The following is an 18,956-nucleotide window of genomic DNA, read 5'->3' as shown; positions in this document are numbered from 1 at the left end:
CTGCGCGGTGACCGACGGGACGCCCCGGGCGCTCATTGATCGCGAGTCACCCTCCACACCGTGTTGGCGAGGTCGTCCGCGATGATCAGGGCGCCGCTTGGATCGACGGTGACCCCCACGGGACGCCCGCGGGTTTTCCCATCGGCATCGCGGAAGCCCGTGGCGAAGTCGAGCGGCTCGCCCGCCGGGCGACCGTTGCTGAACGGCACGAAGATCACTTTGTAGCCCACCGGATTGGCACGGTTCCAGCTGCCGTGCTCGCCGACGAAGACGCCGTCGGCGTACTGCTCGCCCATGGCCGGGATGGAGAAATCGACGCCGAGCGCGGCGACGTGCGACCCCAGGCTGTAGTCCGGCTCGATCGCGGCGGCCACTTTTTCCGGGTTCTGCGGCTGCGCGCGCGTGTCGACGTTCTGGCCCCAATAGCTGTAGGGCCAGCCGTAAAACCCGCCTTCACGCACCGAGGTCAGGTAGTCCGGCACCAGATCGGGCCCCAGCTCATCGCGCTCGTTGACCACCGCCCACAACTGCCCGGACTCAGGCTGGATCGTCAGCGCCGTCGGGTTGCGCAGGCCGGTCGCATAAGGCTTGTGGGCCCCCGTCTCGGCGTCGACCTGCCAGACCATGGCCCGGTCGATCTCGACCTCCATGCCTCGCTCGGTGATATTGCTGTTGGAACCGATCCCGACATACAGGAAACGCCCATCGGGGCTGATGGTCAGCGCCTTGGTCCAGTGGTGGTTGATCGCCGAAGGCAGGTCGGCGACCTTGGTCGGCGGGCCGCTGGCCTCGGTCTGGCCGTCTTCGTAATCGAAGCGAACCAGCGCATCCTGGTTGGCCACGTACAGATTGCCATCGGCAAAGGCCAGGCCGTACGGCGCGTTGAGGTTCTCGGCGAATACGCTCTGCAGCTCGTAGGTGCCGTCGCCGTCGGCATCGCGCAGCAACGTCAGGCGATTGCCGCCCTTGACCTTGGTGTTGCCCTGGGCCTTGATGTAGCTGGCGATCACGTCCTTCGGCTTGAGCTTCGCGGCGTTGCCGCCACGGCCTTCCGCCACGAGGATATCGCCATTGGGCAGGACCAGGGTCTGCCGCGGAATCTGCAGATCGGTGGCGATCGCCGTGACGCTGTAGCCCTCAGGCACCGTTGGCCTTTGGTCGCCCCACTCCACCGGTTCGGCGATCTTCATGCTGGGCAACAGGCTGCGTTGAGGGTCCGGCAGTTGCGGATCCGGGCCGCGTGCCTGTGTGCTGTCCCCTTCGCCACCGCATGCGCTCAGCAACAGCGCCATGCTCAATACGGTCAGTGCGCTCGAATGTCTCATCGCACATCTCCCGAACGCAGGTTGCTGAGTCCCAGCCACGCGGCAACGCCGCTCAACAGGGTTACGATTACCGACAGAATCAGGCCCGAGGGCATGGCGGCCCAGGCGTCCTGCGCATGCTCGAAGGCGTTGACCAGGCCCAGCACCCACGCGACCAGCAACAGCAGGAAATACGTCACGGGCCGTCCGGCCTTGCGCTGCGCGCGGATCAGATTGACCAGCGCGAACAACAGCGCCAGCCCGCAGAACACCAGTCCCCCGGCAATAAGCCAGGAGGCGAAGTTGCTCCACTGGATCTGGTAGGTCTTGAAGTAGGCGATGTCGCTCAGCAAGGCGCCGAGAAACAGAGGCACGGTTCCGGCAAGCAAGATCGCGTGAAGCGGGCTTGGCGTGCATCGGTAGACGGGGTGGGCGGCAATGGTCACGGCGGCTCCTTAACGTTCAACGATCCTGGGATGATGCTCGGTGCGCAGGCCCATCCGGCTCACGCGGCCCGCACCTATAAAGAGAGGATCATGCCGCTGGCGCGTTAGTTCACCTCGATTTGCGGCCGCTCGCCTACCAGCCCTATTCGCTGCAGCCCCGCCGACAGGTGCTCATCCCACAGCAGCGAAACGCCTCCCGAACCAGTATGATGGCGCATAGCCATTTCATGCGCGGGACGTCTGTCGCTGCCGTTCGACCTGGCATGACGGTCGGGATTACCAGGAGGGGACATGGCCACGGAACCGCTGAGCAAAGCGCAACTCAAGGAACTGGTACACCGGGTCGTCGTCGCCCAGGGCAACGCGTTCATCAAGGAGTTGCTACGCAGCAGCGGCAGCAGGATCGGGGCGACGAAGGACGATTTCGCGGCCAACCTCGATGCGGCCATCGAGGCCGACAGCATCACCCAGGAAATGCTGGAGGCATGGCTCGCGGAAGTCGAGGGCTGGGGCGACCAGCATCTGTACCTGATCGAGCCGCCGCAGATCGACCCCGCCGCGCTGGCTGCCGGCATCGCCGCGAGCCCGCACGCCGACCTGTTGAATGCGAGCGCCAGCCTCGATTTTCCCGACGCCCTCGAGCTCAAGCACATCGGCCTGGGCAACGGCGGCCTGTCCCTGGTCTGGCACCAGAGCCAGGCAGGCTGGAATCGCTGCAAGGCCAAGGATTTCGTCGTGGAGGAGGAGCTGGAGCGCTATCGCTTCGATGCCTATCGCCAACGCCTCGAGCGCAGCGTCGTTCGCTACGAATGGCGCTTCGCCGATCCCTATTGCGCGATCCTCATCCATCGCAACCCCGGCATCGACCACAAGGCAGTGTTCGCGGCCATCCGCGCGACGTTGGCGGCAATCGGCTGCGCCGAAACGTCCCCGCTGCCGATACCGCTCGACCAGGCGGTGAAGGTCGCGGCCATGAAGGGCAAAGGCGTGCATTCGACACGCTTCGAACTCGCCAGCGGCTATGTCGAGATGGCCTCCACCCTGGCCGAAGGTGGAATCGACGCCGTGGAGCCGGTTCGCGTCGTGCTCCAGGCCGTGGACACGAGCCAGTTCGACAGGGCCCAGGGCATGCTGCATTTCGCTGCCGAAGAGCACGGCATGAGCCGGCGCATCGCCGTCCAGGTCCATGGCCGCGAGGCCAGGCTGCGGATCTGGGCGCAATGCAAGCGCGAGGATGTGTTCAGGATCGTCGAACTGCTGTGGGGTTACAACAACCAGCCATGAACACCTCGACATCGCCGCAAAGCCGCTGGCGCGCGGAAATCGCCCAGCGCCTGGAGCAGGGCAACGACCTGGAATTCTCGCTGGCGCAGTTCGCCCAGGCGGTCGGCGTATCGGCGGACGACGAAGCGCTGCACGCTTTCTTCGACAGCCTGGTGGCGTCGGCCACGGCAAGGCGGATCGAGGCCTACCGTTGCCCGATGCCGCAGTGCCGGCGCATGCTCCCGACTGGCGCCACCAACGATATCTGCCCCTATTGCCACACGGATTACCGGCAGGCGGGCGAAGAGCTCATCGCCGAGCCTTGCTACCGGCTCGCGGGAGCAAGCAGCCGCGACATCAGGTGGGTGATCGTGATCCATGGCATGAAAAGCCGCGCCAAGTGGCAGGAGGAGTTCAGTTGGGAGATCGCCAACCGTCTCAGCTATTCGGCGCCGGTGCTCATCTACAAATATGGCTGGGCGACCATCGACGTGCTGGCCAGTTGGCTGCATCGCAGGCTGGCGAAGCGGCTGGGCGAGAGAATCCGGATTGCGATCCGCCAGGCGAGGCACAGCCGGCATCCCGCCAGCCCCGACATCATCGCGCACAGCTTCGGCACTCATCTCTTCTCGCTCATCCTCGAAGATGCGGACTTCGCCGACCTGCGATTCGGCCGTGTCATCACTGCGGCCAGCATCGTACGCCCCGATTTCGATTGGGATCGCCATATTGCCGATGGCCGGCTGGAAGCCGTTCTCAACCACGTCGGCGGGCAGGACAGGGCCGTGCCGTTCGCCCAGTACAGCATTCCGGGGGCCGGCCCAGGTGGAGCGGCAGGCTATGCCGCCAAGGGCACGCTCAACGTCCGCCATGCCGACTTCGGCCACTCGGGTTTCTTCGTGGCAGAGAATCTGCGCGTGCTGATTTCCCATGAAGGCTTGTGGCATGGTTTCCTGACCCGTCCCCTGGCGCATTTCCGCCCCGCCGGGACCTTCGTGCCCGAGCCTGGCTGGAAACCCGCTCCACTTCTGCTGCGTGTCCTGACGCGAACCCTGGCGTACACGGTCTTCTGCCTCGTCGGCCCCTTCTCATGGCTGCGCCGCCAGTTCGATCCATAGGCTCGATAGCGTTGCGCCAGGGGGGTGCCGATCGTGTGCCGCCTCTTCTCGCCAAAGCGCCGCAGCGTGCAGAGCATCGGCAACGGACGTTCCGCTCCTGTGGCTCAGGCGCCACATGGTCTCGCCATGCGCAAAACAGCCCCCGGTCAGGCCACGACCTCCCCCTGTCGAAAGCCGAAACGCTACGCGCCCACCCGTCGAGTGGACGTGCATTGCACCTGAACTCCCGTGGCGGGCGGGACCCGAACACTACAGGTGCCCTTCGCTCGACGAAGGGTGACTCGACCACAAGACCGCCGCGGCGCATGCACCGTAGGCAAAGGGGGATGTTCATGAAAGCAGTCGTCTATAACGGGCCTTGCGATGTCAGTGTCAGCAACGTACCGGACGCACGGATGGAAAAACCGACCGACGCCCTTATCCGGGTCACCACCACCAATATCTGCGGTTCGGATCTGCATATGTACGAAGGCCGCACCAGTTTCGAAACCGGGCGCATCTTCGGCCACGAGAACCTCGGCGAGGTGATCGAGGTCGGCTCGGGCGTGGATCGCATCCAGGTCGGCGATCGTGTCTGCCTGCCGTTCAATATCGGTTGCGGCTTTTGCGAGAACTGCGAGAAAGGCCTGACCGGCTTCTGCCTGACCGCCAACCCCGGCAGCGCCGGTGCCGCCTATGGCTTTGCCGAGATGGGCCCTTACCAGGGCGGGCAGGCCGAACTGCTGCGCGTGCCCTACGCCGACTTCAACTGCCTGGTACTGCCGGAGGATGCGCAGGATCGCGAGGACGACTACGTCATGCTCTCGGACATCTTCCCCACCGGCTGGCATGCCACCGAACTGGCCGGCCTGCAGGCCGGTGAGAGCATCGCCATCTACGGCGCCGGGCCGGTCGGCCTGATGGCCGCGCATTCGGCCATCATCCGTGGCGCGGCGGATGTGATCGTGGTCGACAACCAGCCCGATCGCCTGAAGCTGGCGGAGAAGATGGGCGCACGCACCGTGCTCGCCGTGGAGGATGACGCCGTGGAGCAGATCCTCAACCTCACCGATGGCCGCGGCACCGATCGCGGTTGCGAGTGCGTGGGCTATCAGTGCTGCGACCGGCATGGGCACGAGGTCAATCACCTGACCATGAACAACCTGGTGCAGTCGACCAAGGCAACCGGCGGGATCGGCGTGGTCGGCGTGTTCATACCCGAGGACCCCGGGGCCAAGAACGAGCTGGCCAAGGAAGGGAAAATGGCCTTCGACTTCGGCAGTTTCTGGTTCAAGGGCCAGTCCATCCGCACCGGCCAGGCCAACGTCAAGGCCTATAACCGGCGCCTGGCGGCGCTGATCCACGCCGGCCTGGCCAAGCCGTCGCAGATCATCTCCCATAGCCTCAAGCTCGACGAGGCCGCCAGGGCCTACAAACACTTCGACAACCGCGACAAGGGCTGGACGAAGGTGGTGCTCAAGCCGGCCGCCTGAGCCGCGTCGCGCCCCGGGCCGGCTGGCTTCGGCAGGCGGGCACCCGACGAAACGGACCGCGCCCCAGGCGCGGTTCTTTCGTTCTGCAGCGGCGTCGCCGGGCCGCTACTCAGGGCTCCGGCACACGGTCCCCAAGTTCGGCCGGGAGCCGCGACGCGCAGCCCGCCTCATGCTCCTGGCGCTGCAGCACCACCCCTTCCAGGCCGAGTACGTCGCCGGCATCGGAATAGATGCCGCAGCCCCGTTCCAGTACCGCCTTCTCGCTGCCGTCGGCACACAACAGGCGGTACTCGAAGGTGAAGGGCTGCCGTCCGCGCAGCCCTTGCTGAACGCTGTGCCATACCCGTTCGCGATCGGCGGGATGGATCAGATCGTTGAAGGTCAGGCTGTGGCTGTCGATCAGTTGCTCGGGCTGGTAGCCCGTCAGCGCGAGGCAGCCGGCGCTGACGTACTCCATGCTCCAGTGGCGGTTGTTGCGGCAGCGATAGACCATCAGCGGCAGGCCGTCGAGCAGGTTGCTCAGGCTGCGATGGCGAGCCTGCAGTTGCTGGCGTTGCGGCATCTGCGCAGTGACGTCGGCCAGGCTGGCGATGAAGCCATCGGCTCGGCGGCGCAGGCGCACTTCGGCCCAGTGCAGTTCGCCGCCGCGGTGCGGATAGCGGAGGATCCGCAACCAGTCGCGCTGGCCATCGCGCAATGCCTGCAACCCCTGCTGCCAGAGCGGCTGGTCTTCGAGATGCAGGAACTGGGCATGGCTGCGCCGCAGGCAGTCACGGCAAGGGTAGCCGGTCAGTTCTTCCCAGGCGGGATTGAGGCGGGTCATGCGCCCTGCCGCGTCCAGGCACACCAGCGCCAGCGGCAGTTGATCGAAACCGTCGTGGCGCTGTGCCCCACGCGATAGCCGCGCCAACCCGGCGCGCAGGCGCAGCAGGCCGGCATGGCAGGCGTCGCGCCAGCTCATCGCGGCGCTCCGTCCAGGCTGAACAGGCCGCTGCGATGAACCCAGGCTGCCAGTTCGAGGCGCGAATGCAGGTTGAGTTTGCTCAACAGGTGCTTCACATGGATCTTCACCGTCCCGTCGCTGATGCCCAGCTGGCGGGCGATCAGTTTGTTGCTGAAACCCTCGGCGATCAACGCCAGGGTCTGCCGCTCGCGCTCGGTCAGTTCGGCGCCGGGAAACGCCTCGCCGTGTTCATGGCGCCCCTGCAGGCCATTGACCAGCAGCGCGGTCAGGTTCGGCTCCAGGCGCTGCTCGCCGCGCGCGCAGGCCAGTGCCGCGGCCAGCAGCGCCTCCGGCTCGCGATCCTTGAGCAGGTAACCGTCGGCGCCGGCGCGCAGCGCGGCCAGCAGGTCGTCACGCGCCTGGGACGCGGTCAGCACCAGCACCCGGCAGTGGGGCTGGCCGCGCTTGAGCCGCGCCAGAGTGGCCAGACCATCCAAGCCCGGCATATGCAGATCCAGCAGCACCATATCCGGCTGCAGGCGGCTGGCCAGTTCCAGCCCCTCGGCGCCATTGGCCACGCTGCCGACCACGCGGAACGCGCCGCTGGACTCGAACAGTTCGGCCAGGCCACGGCGCAGCAAGGGGTGATCGTCGATCAGCAACAGGCTCAGCGGGCCGTTCATGGGCAGCCCCAGCGCAAGCGCACGCAGGTGCCATGGGGCGACAGCGATCCGATCCACAGCTCGGCGCCGATGGTGGCCGCACGCTCCTGCATGATGCGCAGGCCGAAGTGACCGTCGAGCGGCAGGCTGTCGGGTAGCCCGACCCCGTCATCGCTGACCTGCACCTCGATCCCGCCAGCGCTCAGATCGAGCAGTTGGATGCGCACCTGGCGCGCATGAGAATGGCGCACCACGTTGGCCAGGGCTTCACGCACGATCTGCAGCACCTGCAATTGCGTGGTGGGCGACAAACGGTCGGCCGGCAGGCGGTTGTCCAGGCTGAACACGCAACGGCTGCGCCGGGAGAACTCCTCCACCGAGGCCTCCAGGGCCTGGCGCAGGCTACGGCCGTCCATGGTCAGGCGGGCGCCGCTGATCAGCTCGCGCACCTGGCGCTGCAGCAGCTGCAGCGTGTCGCGCAGATCACCGAGCATGTCGGTGGCGGTGTCGCGCTGGGCCGGATCATCGAGCACCGCCTGCAAGCGGCTGGCGCGAATCTGCAGGTAGCCGAGCTGCTGCGCCACCGAGTCGTGCAGCTCGCGCGCCAGCACAGCGCGCTCGGCACTCAGCTCGCGGCGGCGCAGGCGCCGGTCCTCGCCGAAAGCCTGCAGCACCTCGCCGAACCGCCGGGCCAGATCGCGCAGCAGCGCACACTGCGGATCGGTCGGCGCGGCGGCGAACTGCAGCCACAGCATGGCCGGGCGGCCGTCCTCGACCGACAGCCCGCACAGCACCCGATAGCGGCCCACGGCCAGACAGGCGCGGCAGAGCCGGATCGCCCCGGGCAGCGGCAGCGCGCCATCGGCATGGCGCAGACAGTCGCCGGCGTCAGCGCCATCGCCCAGGCGGCGCCAGCCAGGCCGCTGCGACTGCGGCAGCAGCAGGCCGATAGCGCGGGCCTGCACGGCTTCGCCCAGCTGCGGCAGCACGCTCAGCAACGGCGCATCGCTGTCCGGCTGCTGCAACAGACGCAAGGGCAACTCCAGCAGCGACGCGCGGCACACCGACGATGGCGGCTCGCGGCGCCAGGTCCACGCCAGCGGGAAACGGCGCATGAGTAGGTGGAACATCCGCCCTCCCCTCTCGGCAACGGAGCATGCCAAGCCATCGAGCAAGTTCCATGCCCCGTCCGGGTGACGCTGGAACGCACTGATAAGAAAGATTTTTAATCTGCAGGAAATTCTCCGAAGGCGCGACAGAAGCGCGGCCCGCCCCATCGCGAAGCTTGCGGACATGGTTCTGCTTCCTTCCGGGGCGCGTTCGGCTACCCCCAAGGAGATACCCCTTCCGGGAGAGTTTCAGCCACGGGTCGATGCCTTAAGGTTTTCTCGGCAGGAAAATTTATTTCCCACAAACCCGGACCATGGAGATCACCATGAGCATGCGAATCGCCATCATCGGGGCCGGCCCTTGCGGGCTGGCCCAGTTGCGCGCCTTCCAGGCCGCTGCCGCCAAGGGCGCGCAGATTCCGCAACTGGTCTGCTACGAGAAACAGAGCGACTGGGGCGGCATGTGGAACTACACCTGGCGCACCGGCCTGGACGAGCATGGCGAACCGGTGCACGGCAGCATGTACCGCTACCTGTGGTCGAATGGGCCGAAGGAGTGCCTGGAGTTCGCCGACTACACCTTCGATGAGCACTTCGGCCGTCCCATCGGCTCCTACCCGCCGCGCGAGGTGCTCTGGGACTATATCCAGGGCCGGGTGGAGAAGGCCGGCGTGCGCCCGTACATCCAGTTCAACACCGCGGTGCGCGGCGTCAGCCACGACCCGGCGAGCGGCAGGTTCAGCGTCACCGTGCACAACTACGACGAGGATCGGACCCACAGCGAAAGCTTCGACTACGTGATCGTCGCCAGCGGCCATTTCTCCACGCCCAACGTCCCCGCCTTCGATGGCTTCGAGCGCTTCGGCGGGCGCGTGCTGCACGCCCATGACTTCCGCGATGCCCTGGAATTCAAGGGCAAGGACGTGCTCATCATCGGCGCCAGCTATTCGGCCGAGGACATCGGCTCGCAGTGCTACAAGTACGGCGCGCGCTCGATCACCAGTTGCTACCGCAGCGCCCCGATGGGCTACAAGTGGCCGGAGAACTGGGAAGAAAAGCCGCTGTTGAGCCGGGTCGCCGGCAACACCGCGTTCTTCGCCGATGGCAGCAGCAAGCGCGTCGACGCCATCATCCTGTGTACCGGCTACCAGCACCACTTCCCCTTCCTCGCCGAGGAGCTGCGGCTGAAGACCGACAACCGCCTGTGGCCGCTGAACCTGTACAAGGGCATCTTCTGGGAGCAGAACCCCAGGCTGATCTACCTCGGCATGCAGGATCAGTGGTACAGCTTCAATATGTTCGATGCCCAGGCCTGGTACGCCCGCGACGTGATCCTCGGGCGCATCGCCCTGCCCGCCTACGCCGACATGCACGCCGAGGACCTGGCCTGGCGCGACCGGGAGCTGGCCCTGGAAAGCGCCCAGCAGATGTTCGAGTTCCAGGGCGAGTACATCCGCCAGCTGATCGAAGCCACCGACTACCCCAGTTTCGATATCGCCGCGGTGAACCAGACCTTCCTCGACTGGAAGCACGACAAGTACGAAGACATCATGGGCTACCGCAACAAGTGCCATCGCTCGCTGATGACCGGCACCCTGGCCACGCCCCATCACACGCCCTGGCTGGAAGCCCTCGACGACTCGCTGGCGGCCTACCTGGCGACGTCTCCCGCCGCCTTGAAGACGGCCAGTTGAGCATGCCGCTGCAGAGCAATCCGCCCGTGATTTCGCGGCCGCTGGAGCCGGCGCTGTTCGCCCGCGCCCCGGCCCTGGAGCGCCACCGCGTCGCCCCCGGCGGGCTGACCGTGGTGGCGCTGCAGGCCGACGACCGTCTGCAGGTGATCGACCTCGAAGGCGATCAGCAGGCCGAGCTGCTGGCCTTCGCCGCGGATGGCCGCGAGGCGCTGGCCGCACTGGGTCTGCGGGCCAGCGCGAACGCCGATTTCATCGCCCGGCTGCTGGCCGACGGCAGCCGCGAGTCGGCCCATGTGCGCCTCGGCCTGAGCAGACGCGCCATCGACTGCCAGCACCTGCCGGCGGCCGCCACGCTGTGGCCACCCCGCTCGCCCGCTGGCAGCGAACGCCTGTTGCAGGCGGCCGGCGAACTGCTGGTGATCGTCGCCGCGCCCGCAACCGCCACGGCGGTGGACAGCCAGCGACGGGCCAGCGAACTGCGCCTGCTGATCCATCGCGCCAATCCGCCCAGCCTGCTCACCCCCACGCTGCCGCCTCCCCTCGGCGAGGTGCTCGACGAATTCACCATCGCCCCCGGCAGCGCCCGCGACTACCTGATCGGCGCCGGCCAGTACATCCAGGTCATCGACGTCGCCGGGCGCCAGTGTTCGGACTTCGTCGCCTTCGACCGCCGCGCCCTCGACGGCGGCCGCGAGATCGACCTCGACCCCACCGTCACCCGCACCCTGAACGGCACTGCCTATCCCGGTCCCGGCCTGTTCGGCAAGTTCTTCGGCCGCGACCTGCAGCCGATGCTGGAGGTGCGGCGCGACACCGTCGGCCGCCACGACACCTTCGCCCTGGCCTGCACCGCGCGCTACTACGAAGCCCAGGGCTACTTCGGCCACGCCAACTGCAGCGACAACATCAGCCGCGCCCTGCGGCCCCATGGCGTGCAGGGCCGGCGCGGCTGGCCGGCGATCAACTTCTTCTTCAACACCGCGATCGACGCGCACCAGCAACTGACGCTGGACGAGCCCTGGTCGCGCCCCGGCGACTACGTGCTGCTGCGCGCCATGAGCGACCTGCTCTGCGCCAGCAGCAGTTGCCCCGACGACATCGACCCGGCCAATGGCTGGCAGCCCACCGATATCCACGTTCGACTCTACGACGCCAAGGAGCGCTTCAGTATCGCCATGGCCACACGCAAGACACCCGATGCAGACCCGGTACTGACCCGCGAAAGCGGCTTCCATCCGGGCACCAGCGCCCTCACCGGGCAGTTCATCGACTACCGCGGCTGGTGGACGCCGACCCAGTACGATGGCTACGGCGCCATCGAGGAGTACCACGGCTGCCGCCAACGGGTGGCGGTGATGGATCTTTCCGCCCTGCGCAAGTTCGAGGTCATCGGCCCCGATGCCGAAGCGCTGCTCAACTACTGCCTGACCCGCGACGTGCGCAAGCTGGCGGTCGGTCAGGTGGTGTACTCGGCGATGTGCTACGAGCATGGCGGCATGCTCGACGACGGCACGCTGCTGCGCCTCGGCGCCGATGCCTTCCGCTGGATCTGCGGCGAGGATTACGCCGGCGTCTGGCTGCGCGAGCAGGCGGCGAAGCTGGGCATGAAGGTATGGATCAAATCGGCCTCCGAGCAGATCCACAACATCGCCGTACAAGGGCCGCGCAGCCGCGACTTGCTGGCGCAGATGATCTGGACCCCCGGCACCCAGCCGGCGCTCGCCGAACTGGGCTGGTTCCGCTTCCTGATCGGTCGCCTGGACGACTACGACGGCCCGCCGCTGATGGTCTCGCGTACCGGCTACACCGGCGAGCTGGGTTATGAAGTCTGGTGCCACCCGGATGACGCCATGACCCTGTGGACGCGCCTGTGGCAACTGGGCGAACCCCTCGGCCTGGTGCCGCTGGGCCTGCACGCCCTCGACACCCTGCGTATCGAGGCCGGGCTGATCTTCGCCGGCTACGAGTTCAGCGACCAGACCGATCCGTTCGAGGCCGGCATCGGTTTCAGCGTACCGCTGAAGAGCAAGCAGGACGACTTCATCGGCCGCGAGGCCCTGTTGCGGCGCAATATCCATCCGCAACAGCGCCTGGTCGGCCTCGAACTGCAGGGCAACGAGCCGGCCGCCCATGGCGACGGCGTGCACGTCGGGCGCGCCCGGGTCGGGGTGATCACCAGCGCCACGCGCTCGCCGCTGCTGGGCCGGAACATCGCCCTGTGCCGGCTGGATGTCGGCTACTGCGAACCGGGTACGGCCCTGGAAATCGGCAAGCTCGACGGCCAGCAGAAACGCCTTCCTGCCACGGTCGCCAGCAGCACCATCGCCTACGACCCGGAAAAGACCCGGGTTAGAGCGTGAAAACAGCCTCAAGCTGCAAGAAAAGTCAGGCGTCCGCACGCAAGAGCGGCAAACCGCCACCCGTGTAGGAGCGTCGACCCCGGCGCGATGCGATGGCGGCCATTCCGCAGAATCCATGGCATGGCCGCTATTCGCTGCGGGGTCGCGGCTCCCACGGAGATCGCGGAAAACCACCGACCGCGTAGGAGCGTCGACCTCGGCGCGATGCGATGGCGGCCATTCCGCAAAATCCATGGCATGGCCGCTATTCGCCGCGGGGGCGCGGCTCCCACGGAGATCGCGGAAAACCACCGACCGCGTAGGAGCGTCGACCTCGGCGCGATGCGATGGCGGCCATTCCGCAAAATCCATGGCATGGCCGCTATTCGCCGCGGGGTCGCGGCTCCCACGGAGATCGCGGAAAACCACCGACCGCGTAGGAGCGTCGACCTCGGCGCGATACGATGGCGGCCATTCCGCAGAATCCATGGCATGGCCGCTATTCGCCGCGGGGGCGCGGCTCCCACGGAGATCGCGGAAAACCACCGACCGTGTAGGAGCGTCGACCTCGGCGCGATGCGATGGCGGCCATTCCGCAGAATCCATGGCATGGCCGCTATTCGCCGCGGGGTCGCGGCTCCTACGGATATCGCGGAAAACCACCGACCGTGTAAGAGCGTCGACCTCGGCGCGATACGATGGCGGCCATTCCGCAGAATCCATGGCATGGCCGCTATTCGCCGCGGGGTCGCGGCTCCCACGGTTTGCTTGTGGCTTGCAGCTTGCCGCTGCTTTTCCGGCTTGCCGCTGTTTTCTGGAAAGAGAATTGCTAGGGAATGTGGTGGCGGTTGCCGATCGCGGAGGGCAACCCACCACTACCATCCTGGGGAGGATCGGCCGATGTGGTTCAGCAATGCGACCAGGAACCTGGCCAGTGAACTCAACCAATGGCTCGATCGGCTGCTCGCCGAGCAGCCGCAGGACGCGACCCGGCCGCACCTGCAGCGCCAGCCGCAACTGCTCGGCAGCCTGGAGCGGCTGCAGCGCGACTGGGCCGAGTTGCAGCGCATCCGCCAGCATGCCGAGCGGCTGCCGCCGCCACCCTGCAGCGCCGAGCAGTACGCCGTGCTGCAACAACGCCTGGCCCAGGCCGAGCAGCAATGCGCCCTGCTGGAGGACGAGCTGCACGCCAGCCGCCAGCAGTTCGAAACGCTGACGGCCGAGCGCGCGCACTGGGACGAGGAGCGCCAGGTCTGGGAACTGACCAAGCGCACCCTGACCGAGGGCTGCTGGGCGATGAACGTGGTCAATGGCGACCCCGATCACCCGCAGAACCTGATCCGCTGGTCCGAGCAGTTCCGCGAACTGATCGGTTACGGCCAGGCGGAATTCCCGGACGGCTGGGACAGCTACTTCGAGGTGGTCAACCCGGACGACCTCAAGCAGGTCATGCAGGCCTTCAACGCCTCGATGGTGGACAAGAACGGCGACGGTTTCTACGCCGTGGAGTACCGCATGCGCCACAAGACCCGTGGCGAAGTCTGGTTCCGCGAACGCGGCCGCTGCCTGCGCGATGCCCACGGCAAGCTGCTCTACGTCACCGGCGCGGTACGCGAGATCAGCGACGAGAAAACCGCCGCCGCCCTGCGCGAACGCGAGCAGGCCAGCATCCACAACACCTACGGGCAGATCGCCCAGGTCGCGGGCGTGATCAAGGGCATCGCCGAGCAGACCAACCTGCTGGCACTCAACGCGGCCATCGAGGCGGCGCGCGCCGGCGAACAGGGACGCGGCTTCGCGGTGGTGGCCGACGAGGTACGCAACCTGGCCCGACGTACCCAGGAATCGGTGCAGCAGATTCAGGCCATGTTGCAGCAACGCGGCTGAACCAAATTCAGGCGCTGCGCCAGCTCGACGGGCAAAAACGGGGCAATTTTCACCGGCCACGAGGCGGGGCGTCAGCGGACAGGCGCAGGCCAGATAGCCCTGGAGCGGGAAGAGAGAGCTGGCACAAGCCTTGCTTTTTCTTGAAGGGAACTTTTTATAACCATAGATAAAACCGGGGCCTTACCTCCTGACTCGATCTGCCAGCACTTACCTATTCCAATGAACCGCATCGAGGATTGATTGATGGAAGAGCAGAAGACACTCACTCTGGAGGAGCTGCAGGCTCTGATAGAGATGACCAACACCCTGAACATGGAAATGTTCTACTGGTGGTGCATCGCCCTGATGATCTGCATTCACGCGGGCTTCCTGTCCTACGAGATCGGTGCCTCGCGCCTGAAGAACGCCCTGGCCGCGGGCGTGAAGAACATCCTCGCGTTCGGCTTCATCGTTCCCAGCGTGTTCCTCCTCGGCTGGGCGGTGTACAACGCCTTCCCGGACGGCCTGGTACCGCGCATGGACGCCCTCCTCGAGGGCATGCCGTGGAGCCAGGCCATGGGTCCGAACATCCAGGACAATGCCACCGGCATCTTCTGGGGCGCCTTCGCCCTGTTCGCCGCCACCACCGGCTCTATCCTCTCCGGCGCCATCATCGAGCGCGCGCGGATGAGCGCCTTCATCATCATGACCATCGTTCTCGGCGGTTTCCTCTGGCTGCTCGCCGCGGCCTGGGGCTGGCACCCGGAAGGCTGGCTGACCGTCAAGTGGGGCTACCATGACGTCGGCGCCGCCGGCGTGGTGCACATGATCGCCGGTTTCTTCGCCCTGGGCGTGCTGATCAACCTCGGCGCGCGCATCGGCCGCTTCAACCCGGACGGCAGCGCCAACGCCATCGTCGGCCACAGCATGCCGATGAGCGTGGTCGGCCTGATGCTGATCATCGTCGGCTTCTTCGGCTTCCTCGGCGGCTGCATCATCTACAACGCCGGCGCCCAGTGGATCAACATCTACGGCCAGCCGACCAACCTCTCGGCCTTCGCCTTCAACACCCTGATGGGCTTCGCCGGCGGCCTGATCGGCGCCTACCTGACCACCCGCGAGCCGTACTGGATGATGTCCGGCGGCCTGGTCGGAATCATCTCGGTGGCGCCGGGCCTGGATCTCTACCATCCCGGGCTGGCCTACCTGATCGGCATGGGCGTGTCGGCCCTGGCGCCGCTGGTCAACAACCTGCTGCTCAAGTTCAAGCTGGACGACGCGGTCGGCGCCTTCGCCGTACACGGCTTCGGCGGTTTCGCCGGGCTGGTGATCAGCGGCATCTTCCTCGCCGGCTATCCGAACGTGAACGGCATGCCGGAAATCAGCTTTACCGGCCAAGTGGGCGGCGCCCTGGTCATGGCGGCACTGGGCTTCATCCCCGGTTATGCCATCTCCTACGCCCTCAAGCGCTTCGACATGCTGCGGGTTCCAGCGCATGCCGAGGAACGCGGCCTCGATCTGACCGAAGTACCGGCCCAGGCCTATCCGGAATGGGCCGCCATGTACGGCGAGAGCACCAGCGTGGGCGGCGGCGTCGAGCGCACCACCCTGATCGTCGAAACCAAAACGGCCTGAGGCCATGACCCGCCGCCGGACGGCGGCGGGCCTACACGAGGAGCATCGCCATGAGCATTACCACCTTCGAAGGCGCCAGCGCCGTTTTCACCTTCGCCGACAAGCCGACCGTCCTGATGTTCATCAGCTTCCTGGTCGCCGCTGTCAGCCTCTACGCGCTGATCGCCACCATGATCCACGAGAAACACAGCTACGCCCTGCCGGACGAAGAGCTGGACAAGATCAAGTAAGTCCCCTGGCCGGCGGCGTCCGCCGCCGGCCATCCTATCTCTGCGCCATGTGCCCGGGCGACGGCCAGGACGCCGCGCAAGTCGTGGTACCAGCGTATCACCGGGCCTGTCGCAGCATCGCGGCTGCCAGCGGCACGAGCAGTGCGATTGCGATGGCACAGACGGCCGCCGCCATGCTCAATCCCGCGACGAAAGCGGCTTGCGCCTGCTCCAGCAAACCGGCCGGTAATGCGTGTGCCACCGACACGGCTCCCGCCAGGCTGTCCGCTACCGCGTCGCGAACGTCGGGAGGCAGCCCGCCTGGCCATTGGGCGGTCATGCGCAAGCGGTAGACCGTGCCGGCCAGACTACCGAGGGTGGCGATGCCGACCGCCAGCCCCAGTTCCTGAACCATCTCCGACAGGGCCGAGGCCGATCCGGCCTTCTCGGCGGGCGCGGCACTCACGACCAGATCCGTACCCAACGCGGCGAGCGTGCCCAGGCCGAGGTACACCAGCGAAAAGGACGCGACCACCCAGGCAATCCCCTCGGCGGCAGCATCGAGCTGCGCCAGCATCAGGTAGCCGACGCTGGACAGTGCCAGCGCCAGACCGATCACATTTGCGGGCCGCATGCGCCGGGCCAGCAGAGGGGCACCGATGCCGGCCGCCAGCATGGCCAGGGCTGGCGGCATCAGCCATAGCCCGGCTGTCAGCGGCGACAATCCAGCGACCAGTTGCAGGTACTGGGTGACCAGCAACAGTGTGCCCCCCACACTGACGAGCGCGACCAGAAGTACACCCAGGGCAACGCTGAATGTGCGGCTGGCGAACAGCTCGAGGTCGATCAGGGGGCTGGCCAGCCGGCGTTGCCGCCGAACGAACAAGGCCATGAGCGCGACCCCGGCGACGATGGCGAGCAGCGCCACAGCGCCGGGTCCATCCTTGGCGAACTGCTTGATGCCGTAGATGATCGGCAGCAAGGCCGCCAGCGACAGCACGACACTCGGCATGTCCAGCCGGCCCTGCTGCGGGGCGCGGTACTCCGGCAGCAGAATGGGCGCGGCCACCAGCAGCAAGGCGACGATAGGCACCGCGATGAGAAACGCCGCGCCCCACCAGTAATGCACCAGCAGTGCGCCGCCGACCACCGGACCGGCGGCCATGCCCAGTGCCAGCATGGTGGTCCACACCCCGATGGCCAGGGCGCGCTGCCGGGGCTGGAGAAACAGGTTGCTGATCAGCGCCAGGGTCGAAGGCATCAAGGTCGCACCCGCCACGCCCAGTGCCGCACGCGCCGCGATCAGCATGTTCGCACTGGTCGAGAAGGCAGCGATCATGGAGGCAATCGCAAAGCCGGCGGCACCGATCATCATCAGTCTGCGCCGACCGATGCGGTCGCCCAAGGTGCCCATGGTGACGAGCAAGCCGGCGATCATGAAACCGTAGATATCGACGATCCACAGCGCCTGCACGCTGGTTGGGCGCAAGTCCACCAGCAGAACCGGCAAGACCAGGTGCAGCAGGGTGACTTCCAGCCCAATCAGCAGCGTAGGCAGCGCCAGCAACGCCAGCCCGATCCATTCACGCGGCCCGGCAGCCCGGCGGTAGGGAGAGTTTGTCTGGTCAGGTCTTTCCAGGCACGGGAATGGATCGCCATGGGCTGTCAAGATGGGCCTCCGGATGTGTTCGGATCGGTTGCGGAGAGCACATCCTCAGGGCAATATCATCACATTACAATTTAAGTAATTATCCTATTACCAAGGGCAATAGCCATGGTCGAGCGAAGCCTCAGCCGCACCAAGAACGAGCTGTCCGAGTTTCTCCTCAGGCATCGGCAGAAGTTGACGCCCGCCGACGTCGGGCTGCCCTCCAGCGGACGGCGACGCACACCCGGCCTGCGTCGGGAAGAAGTGGCCGCGCTGGCCGGCGTCGGCCTGACCTGGTACACCTGGTTCGAGCAAGGGCGCGACATCCAGGTCTCGGAGAAATTCCTGTTGAGCCTGGCCTACGCGCTCAGGCTGGACGATGCCGAGTGCAGCCACCTGTTCCTGCTCGCCCACAAGCGACCGCCGCCACCCGAGGCCCACCACCTGGCATCGGTCACGCCGCTGATCCAGCGGTTGCTGGACGATTTGACGGCAAGGCCGGCCTATGTGCTCAACCTGCGCTGGGACGTGGTGGCGTGGAACGCGGCGGCCGACGCGCTGTTCGCTTTCAGCCAGCGCGACCGCGATGCGCGCAACCTCTTGCGCATGATGTTCTCCGACCCCGACATGCGGCGGCGACTGCCCGCCTGGCACGACGATGCGCCCAAGCTGCTGGCGCAGTTTCGCCATGACTTCGCCGTGGCGCCGGATGACCCGGCCATGCTGGCCCTGGTCGAGGATTTGCGGCGGCTCTCGCCCAGTTTCAGGCAGGGCTGGCAAACGACGAATGGAGAAATCGCCCGGCACGGCATCGGCTCGGTCGAAAATGCCGATGGCGTGCGTATGGACTTCCAGCATGAGACGCTGCTGGTCGATGAGCACAGGCATCTGAAAATGGTGGTGTACTTCGCTGCCCCAAACGATGCTTGCGAATACCAGGATGGCATCGTTGCCACATCAGATGCCAAGCCCACCGGCCGCCCAATCTCCCAAGATACCCCGCCACCGCGGTAAGCTGCTGCCCAGCCGCTGTTCGAGCACCGACCGCCACGGCATCGGGCTGAATCCATGCCGTCGTCGAGCGTCACGTAGCAGCCGCTGGCGAGCCTGATCGAGCGGCGCTAGGTTCTGTACGAAAAGTCGATATGAGTAGAATAGCCGCCATGATTGGCTGGAGGCCCACATGGCAAGGCGCTACGAACTCCCAGACGCAGCATGGGATTTGATCAAAGATCTGCTTTCCCCGGA

At 66.4% G+C, this 18,956-nt stretch carries 15 protein-coding genes; 9 read left to right on the top strand and 6 right to left on the bottom strand.

Translation table 11 applies throughout. From position 1 onward, the window contains the following. Positions 1-32: 32 nt before the first annotated feature. A complete protein-coding gene (locus DNK34_RS19200) occupies positions 33-1,325 on the bottom strand; it encodes a PQQ-dependent sugar dehydrogenase (RefSeq protein ID WP_131176650.1) in 1,293 nt (430 codons plus the stop codon). Continuing rightward, positions 1,322-1,750, bottom strand: coding sequence for a DUF2231 domain-containing protein (locus tag DNK34_RS19195; RefSeq protein ID WP_131176649.1), 429 nt, complete (start codon positions 1,748-1,750; stop codon positions 1,322-1,324). The genes DNK34_RS19200 and DNK34_RS19195 overlap by 4 nt, the downstream gene beginning before the upstream one ends. A gap of 291 nt (positions 1,751-2,041) precedes the next feature. Here DNK34_RS19195 and DNK34_RS19190 point away from each other — a divergent pair, with 291 nt between their 5' ends. The 3 genes from DNK34_RS19190 (at position 2,042) to DNK34_RS19180 (ending at position 5,603) form a co-directional block, all read left to right on the top strand. Beyond that, positions 2,042-3,034 carry a hypothetical protein gene (locus DNK34_RS19190; protein WP_131176648.1) on the top strand — a complete coding sequence of 331 codons (993 nt, stop codon included), beginning with the start codon at positions 2,042-2,044 and terminating at the stop codon, positions 3,032-3,034. After that, positions 3,031-4,131 (top strand): hypothetical protein, encoded by a 1,101-nt coding sequence (locus tag DNK34_RS19185; RefSeq protein WP_131176647.1) that lies wholly within the window; start codon positions 3,031-3,033, stop codon positions 4,129-4,131. The genes DNK34_RS19190 and DNK34_RS19185 overlap by 4 nt, the downstream gene beginning before the upstream one ends. Before the next feature lie 332 nt (positions 4,132-4,463). Next, complete coding sequence (locus DNK34_RS19180) at positions 4,464-5,603, top strand: glutathione-independent formaldehyde dehydrogenase (RefSeq protein WP_131176646.1); 1,140 nt, start codon at positions 4,464-4,466, stop codon at positions 5,601-5,603. Between the two features lie 109 nt (positions 5,604-5,712). Here DNK34_RS19180 and DNK34_RS19175 read toward each other — a convergent pair whose 3' ends face one another. Genes DNK34_RS19175 through DNK34_RS19165 form a run of 3 tightly spaced genes read right to left on the bottom strand, consistent with a single transcriptional unit; the run spans position 5,713 to position 8,338 of the window. Then, the gene (locus DNK34_RS19175; protein WP_131176645.1) at positions 5,713-6,564 is read right to left on the bottom strand and encodes a PAS domain-containing protein; all 852 of its coding nucleotides are present in this window, start codon (positions 6,562-6,564) and stop codon (positions 5,713-5,715) included. Further along, entirely contained in the window at positions 6,561-7,229 is a 669-nt protein-coding gene (locus tag DNK34_RS19170) for a response regulator (protein WP_131176644.1), read from the bottom strand. The genes DNK34_RS19175 and DNK34_RS19170 overlap by 4 nt, the downstream gene beginning before the upstream one ends. Then, positions 7,226-8,338, bottom strand: coding sequence for an ATP-binding protein (locus tag DNK34_RS19165; RefSeq protein WP_165497331.1), 1,113 nt, complete (start codon positions 8,336-8,338; stop codon positions 7,226-7,228). Before DNK34_RS19165 ends, DNK34_RS19170 begins: the two co-directional genes overlap by 4 nt. Positions 8,339-8,643: 305 nt before the next feature. On the opposite strand from DNK34_RS19165, the gene DNK34_RS19160 reads away from it, so the two are divergent. From DNK34_RS19160 to DNK34_RS19140, 5 genes are all read left to right on the top strand, one after another. Continuing rightward, positions 8,644-10,011 carry an NAD(P)-binding domain-containing protein gene (locus DNK34_RS19160; protein ID WP_131176642.1) on the top strand — a complete coding sequence of 456 codons (1,368 nt, stop codon included), beginning with the start codon at positions 8,644-8,646 and terminating at the stop codon, positions 10,009-10,011. A gap of 2 nt (positions 10,012-10,013) precedes the next feature. Further along, positions 10,014-12,371, top strand: coding sequence for a trimethylamine N-oxide demethylase (locus DNK34_RS19155; RefSeq protein ID WP_131176718.1), 2,358 nt, complete (start codon positions 10,014-10,016; stop codon positions 12,369-12,371). Between the two features lie 879 nt (positions 12,372-13,250). Continuing rightward, positions 13,251-14,237: a methyl-accepting chemotaxis protein gene (locus DNK34_RS25990; protein WP_131176641.1), complete on the top strand. Its 987-nt coding sequence runs from the start codon at positions 13,251-13,253 to the stop codon at positions 14,235-14,237. A 243-nt stretch (positions 14,238-14,480) separates the two neighbouring features. Further along, positions 14,481-15,851 (top strand): ammonium transporter, encoded by a 1,371-nt coding sequence (locus DNK34_RS19145; RefSeq protein WP_131176640.1) that lies wholly within the window; start codon positions 14,481-14,483, stop codon positions 15,849-15,851. A 50-nt stretch (positions 15,852-15,901) separates the two neighbouring features. After that, positions 15,902-16,081 carry a hypothetical protein gene (locus tag DNK34_RS19140; protein ID WP_131176639.1) on the top strand — a complete coding sequence of 60 codons (180 nt, stop codon included), beginning with the start codon at positions 15,902-15,904 and terminating at the stop codon, positions 16,079-16,081. Between the two features lie 97 nt (positions 16,082-16,178). Here the strand turns inward: DNK34_RS19140 and DNK34_RS19135 are convergent, their stop codons facing one another. Further along, entirely contained in the window at positions 16,179-17,729 is a 1,551-nt protein-coding gene (locus DNK34_RS19135) for an MFS transporter (RefSeq protein ID WP_242675225.1), read from the bottom strand. A gap of 174 nt (positions 17,730-17,903) precedes the next feature. On the opposite strand from DNK34_RS19135, the gene DNK34_RS19130 reads away from it, so the two are divergent. After that, entirely contained in the window at positions 17,904-18,722 is an 819-nt protein-coding gene (locus tag DNK34_RS19130) for a helix-turn-helix transcriptional regulator (RefSeq protein ID WP_242675224.1), read from the top strand. Positions 18,723-18,956: the final 234 nt, after the last annotated feature.

Source organism: Phytopseudomonas dryadis, from assembly GCF_004327355.1.
GTDB lineage: Bacteria > Pseudomonadota > Gammaproteobacteria > Pseudomonadales > Pseudomonadaceae > Aquipseudomonas > Aquipseudomonas dryadis.
Note: the sequence above shows the minus strand (reverse complement) of the source record. Positions and strands in the feature narration are given on the sequence as shown.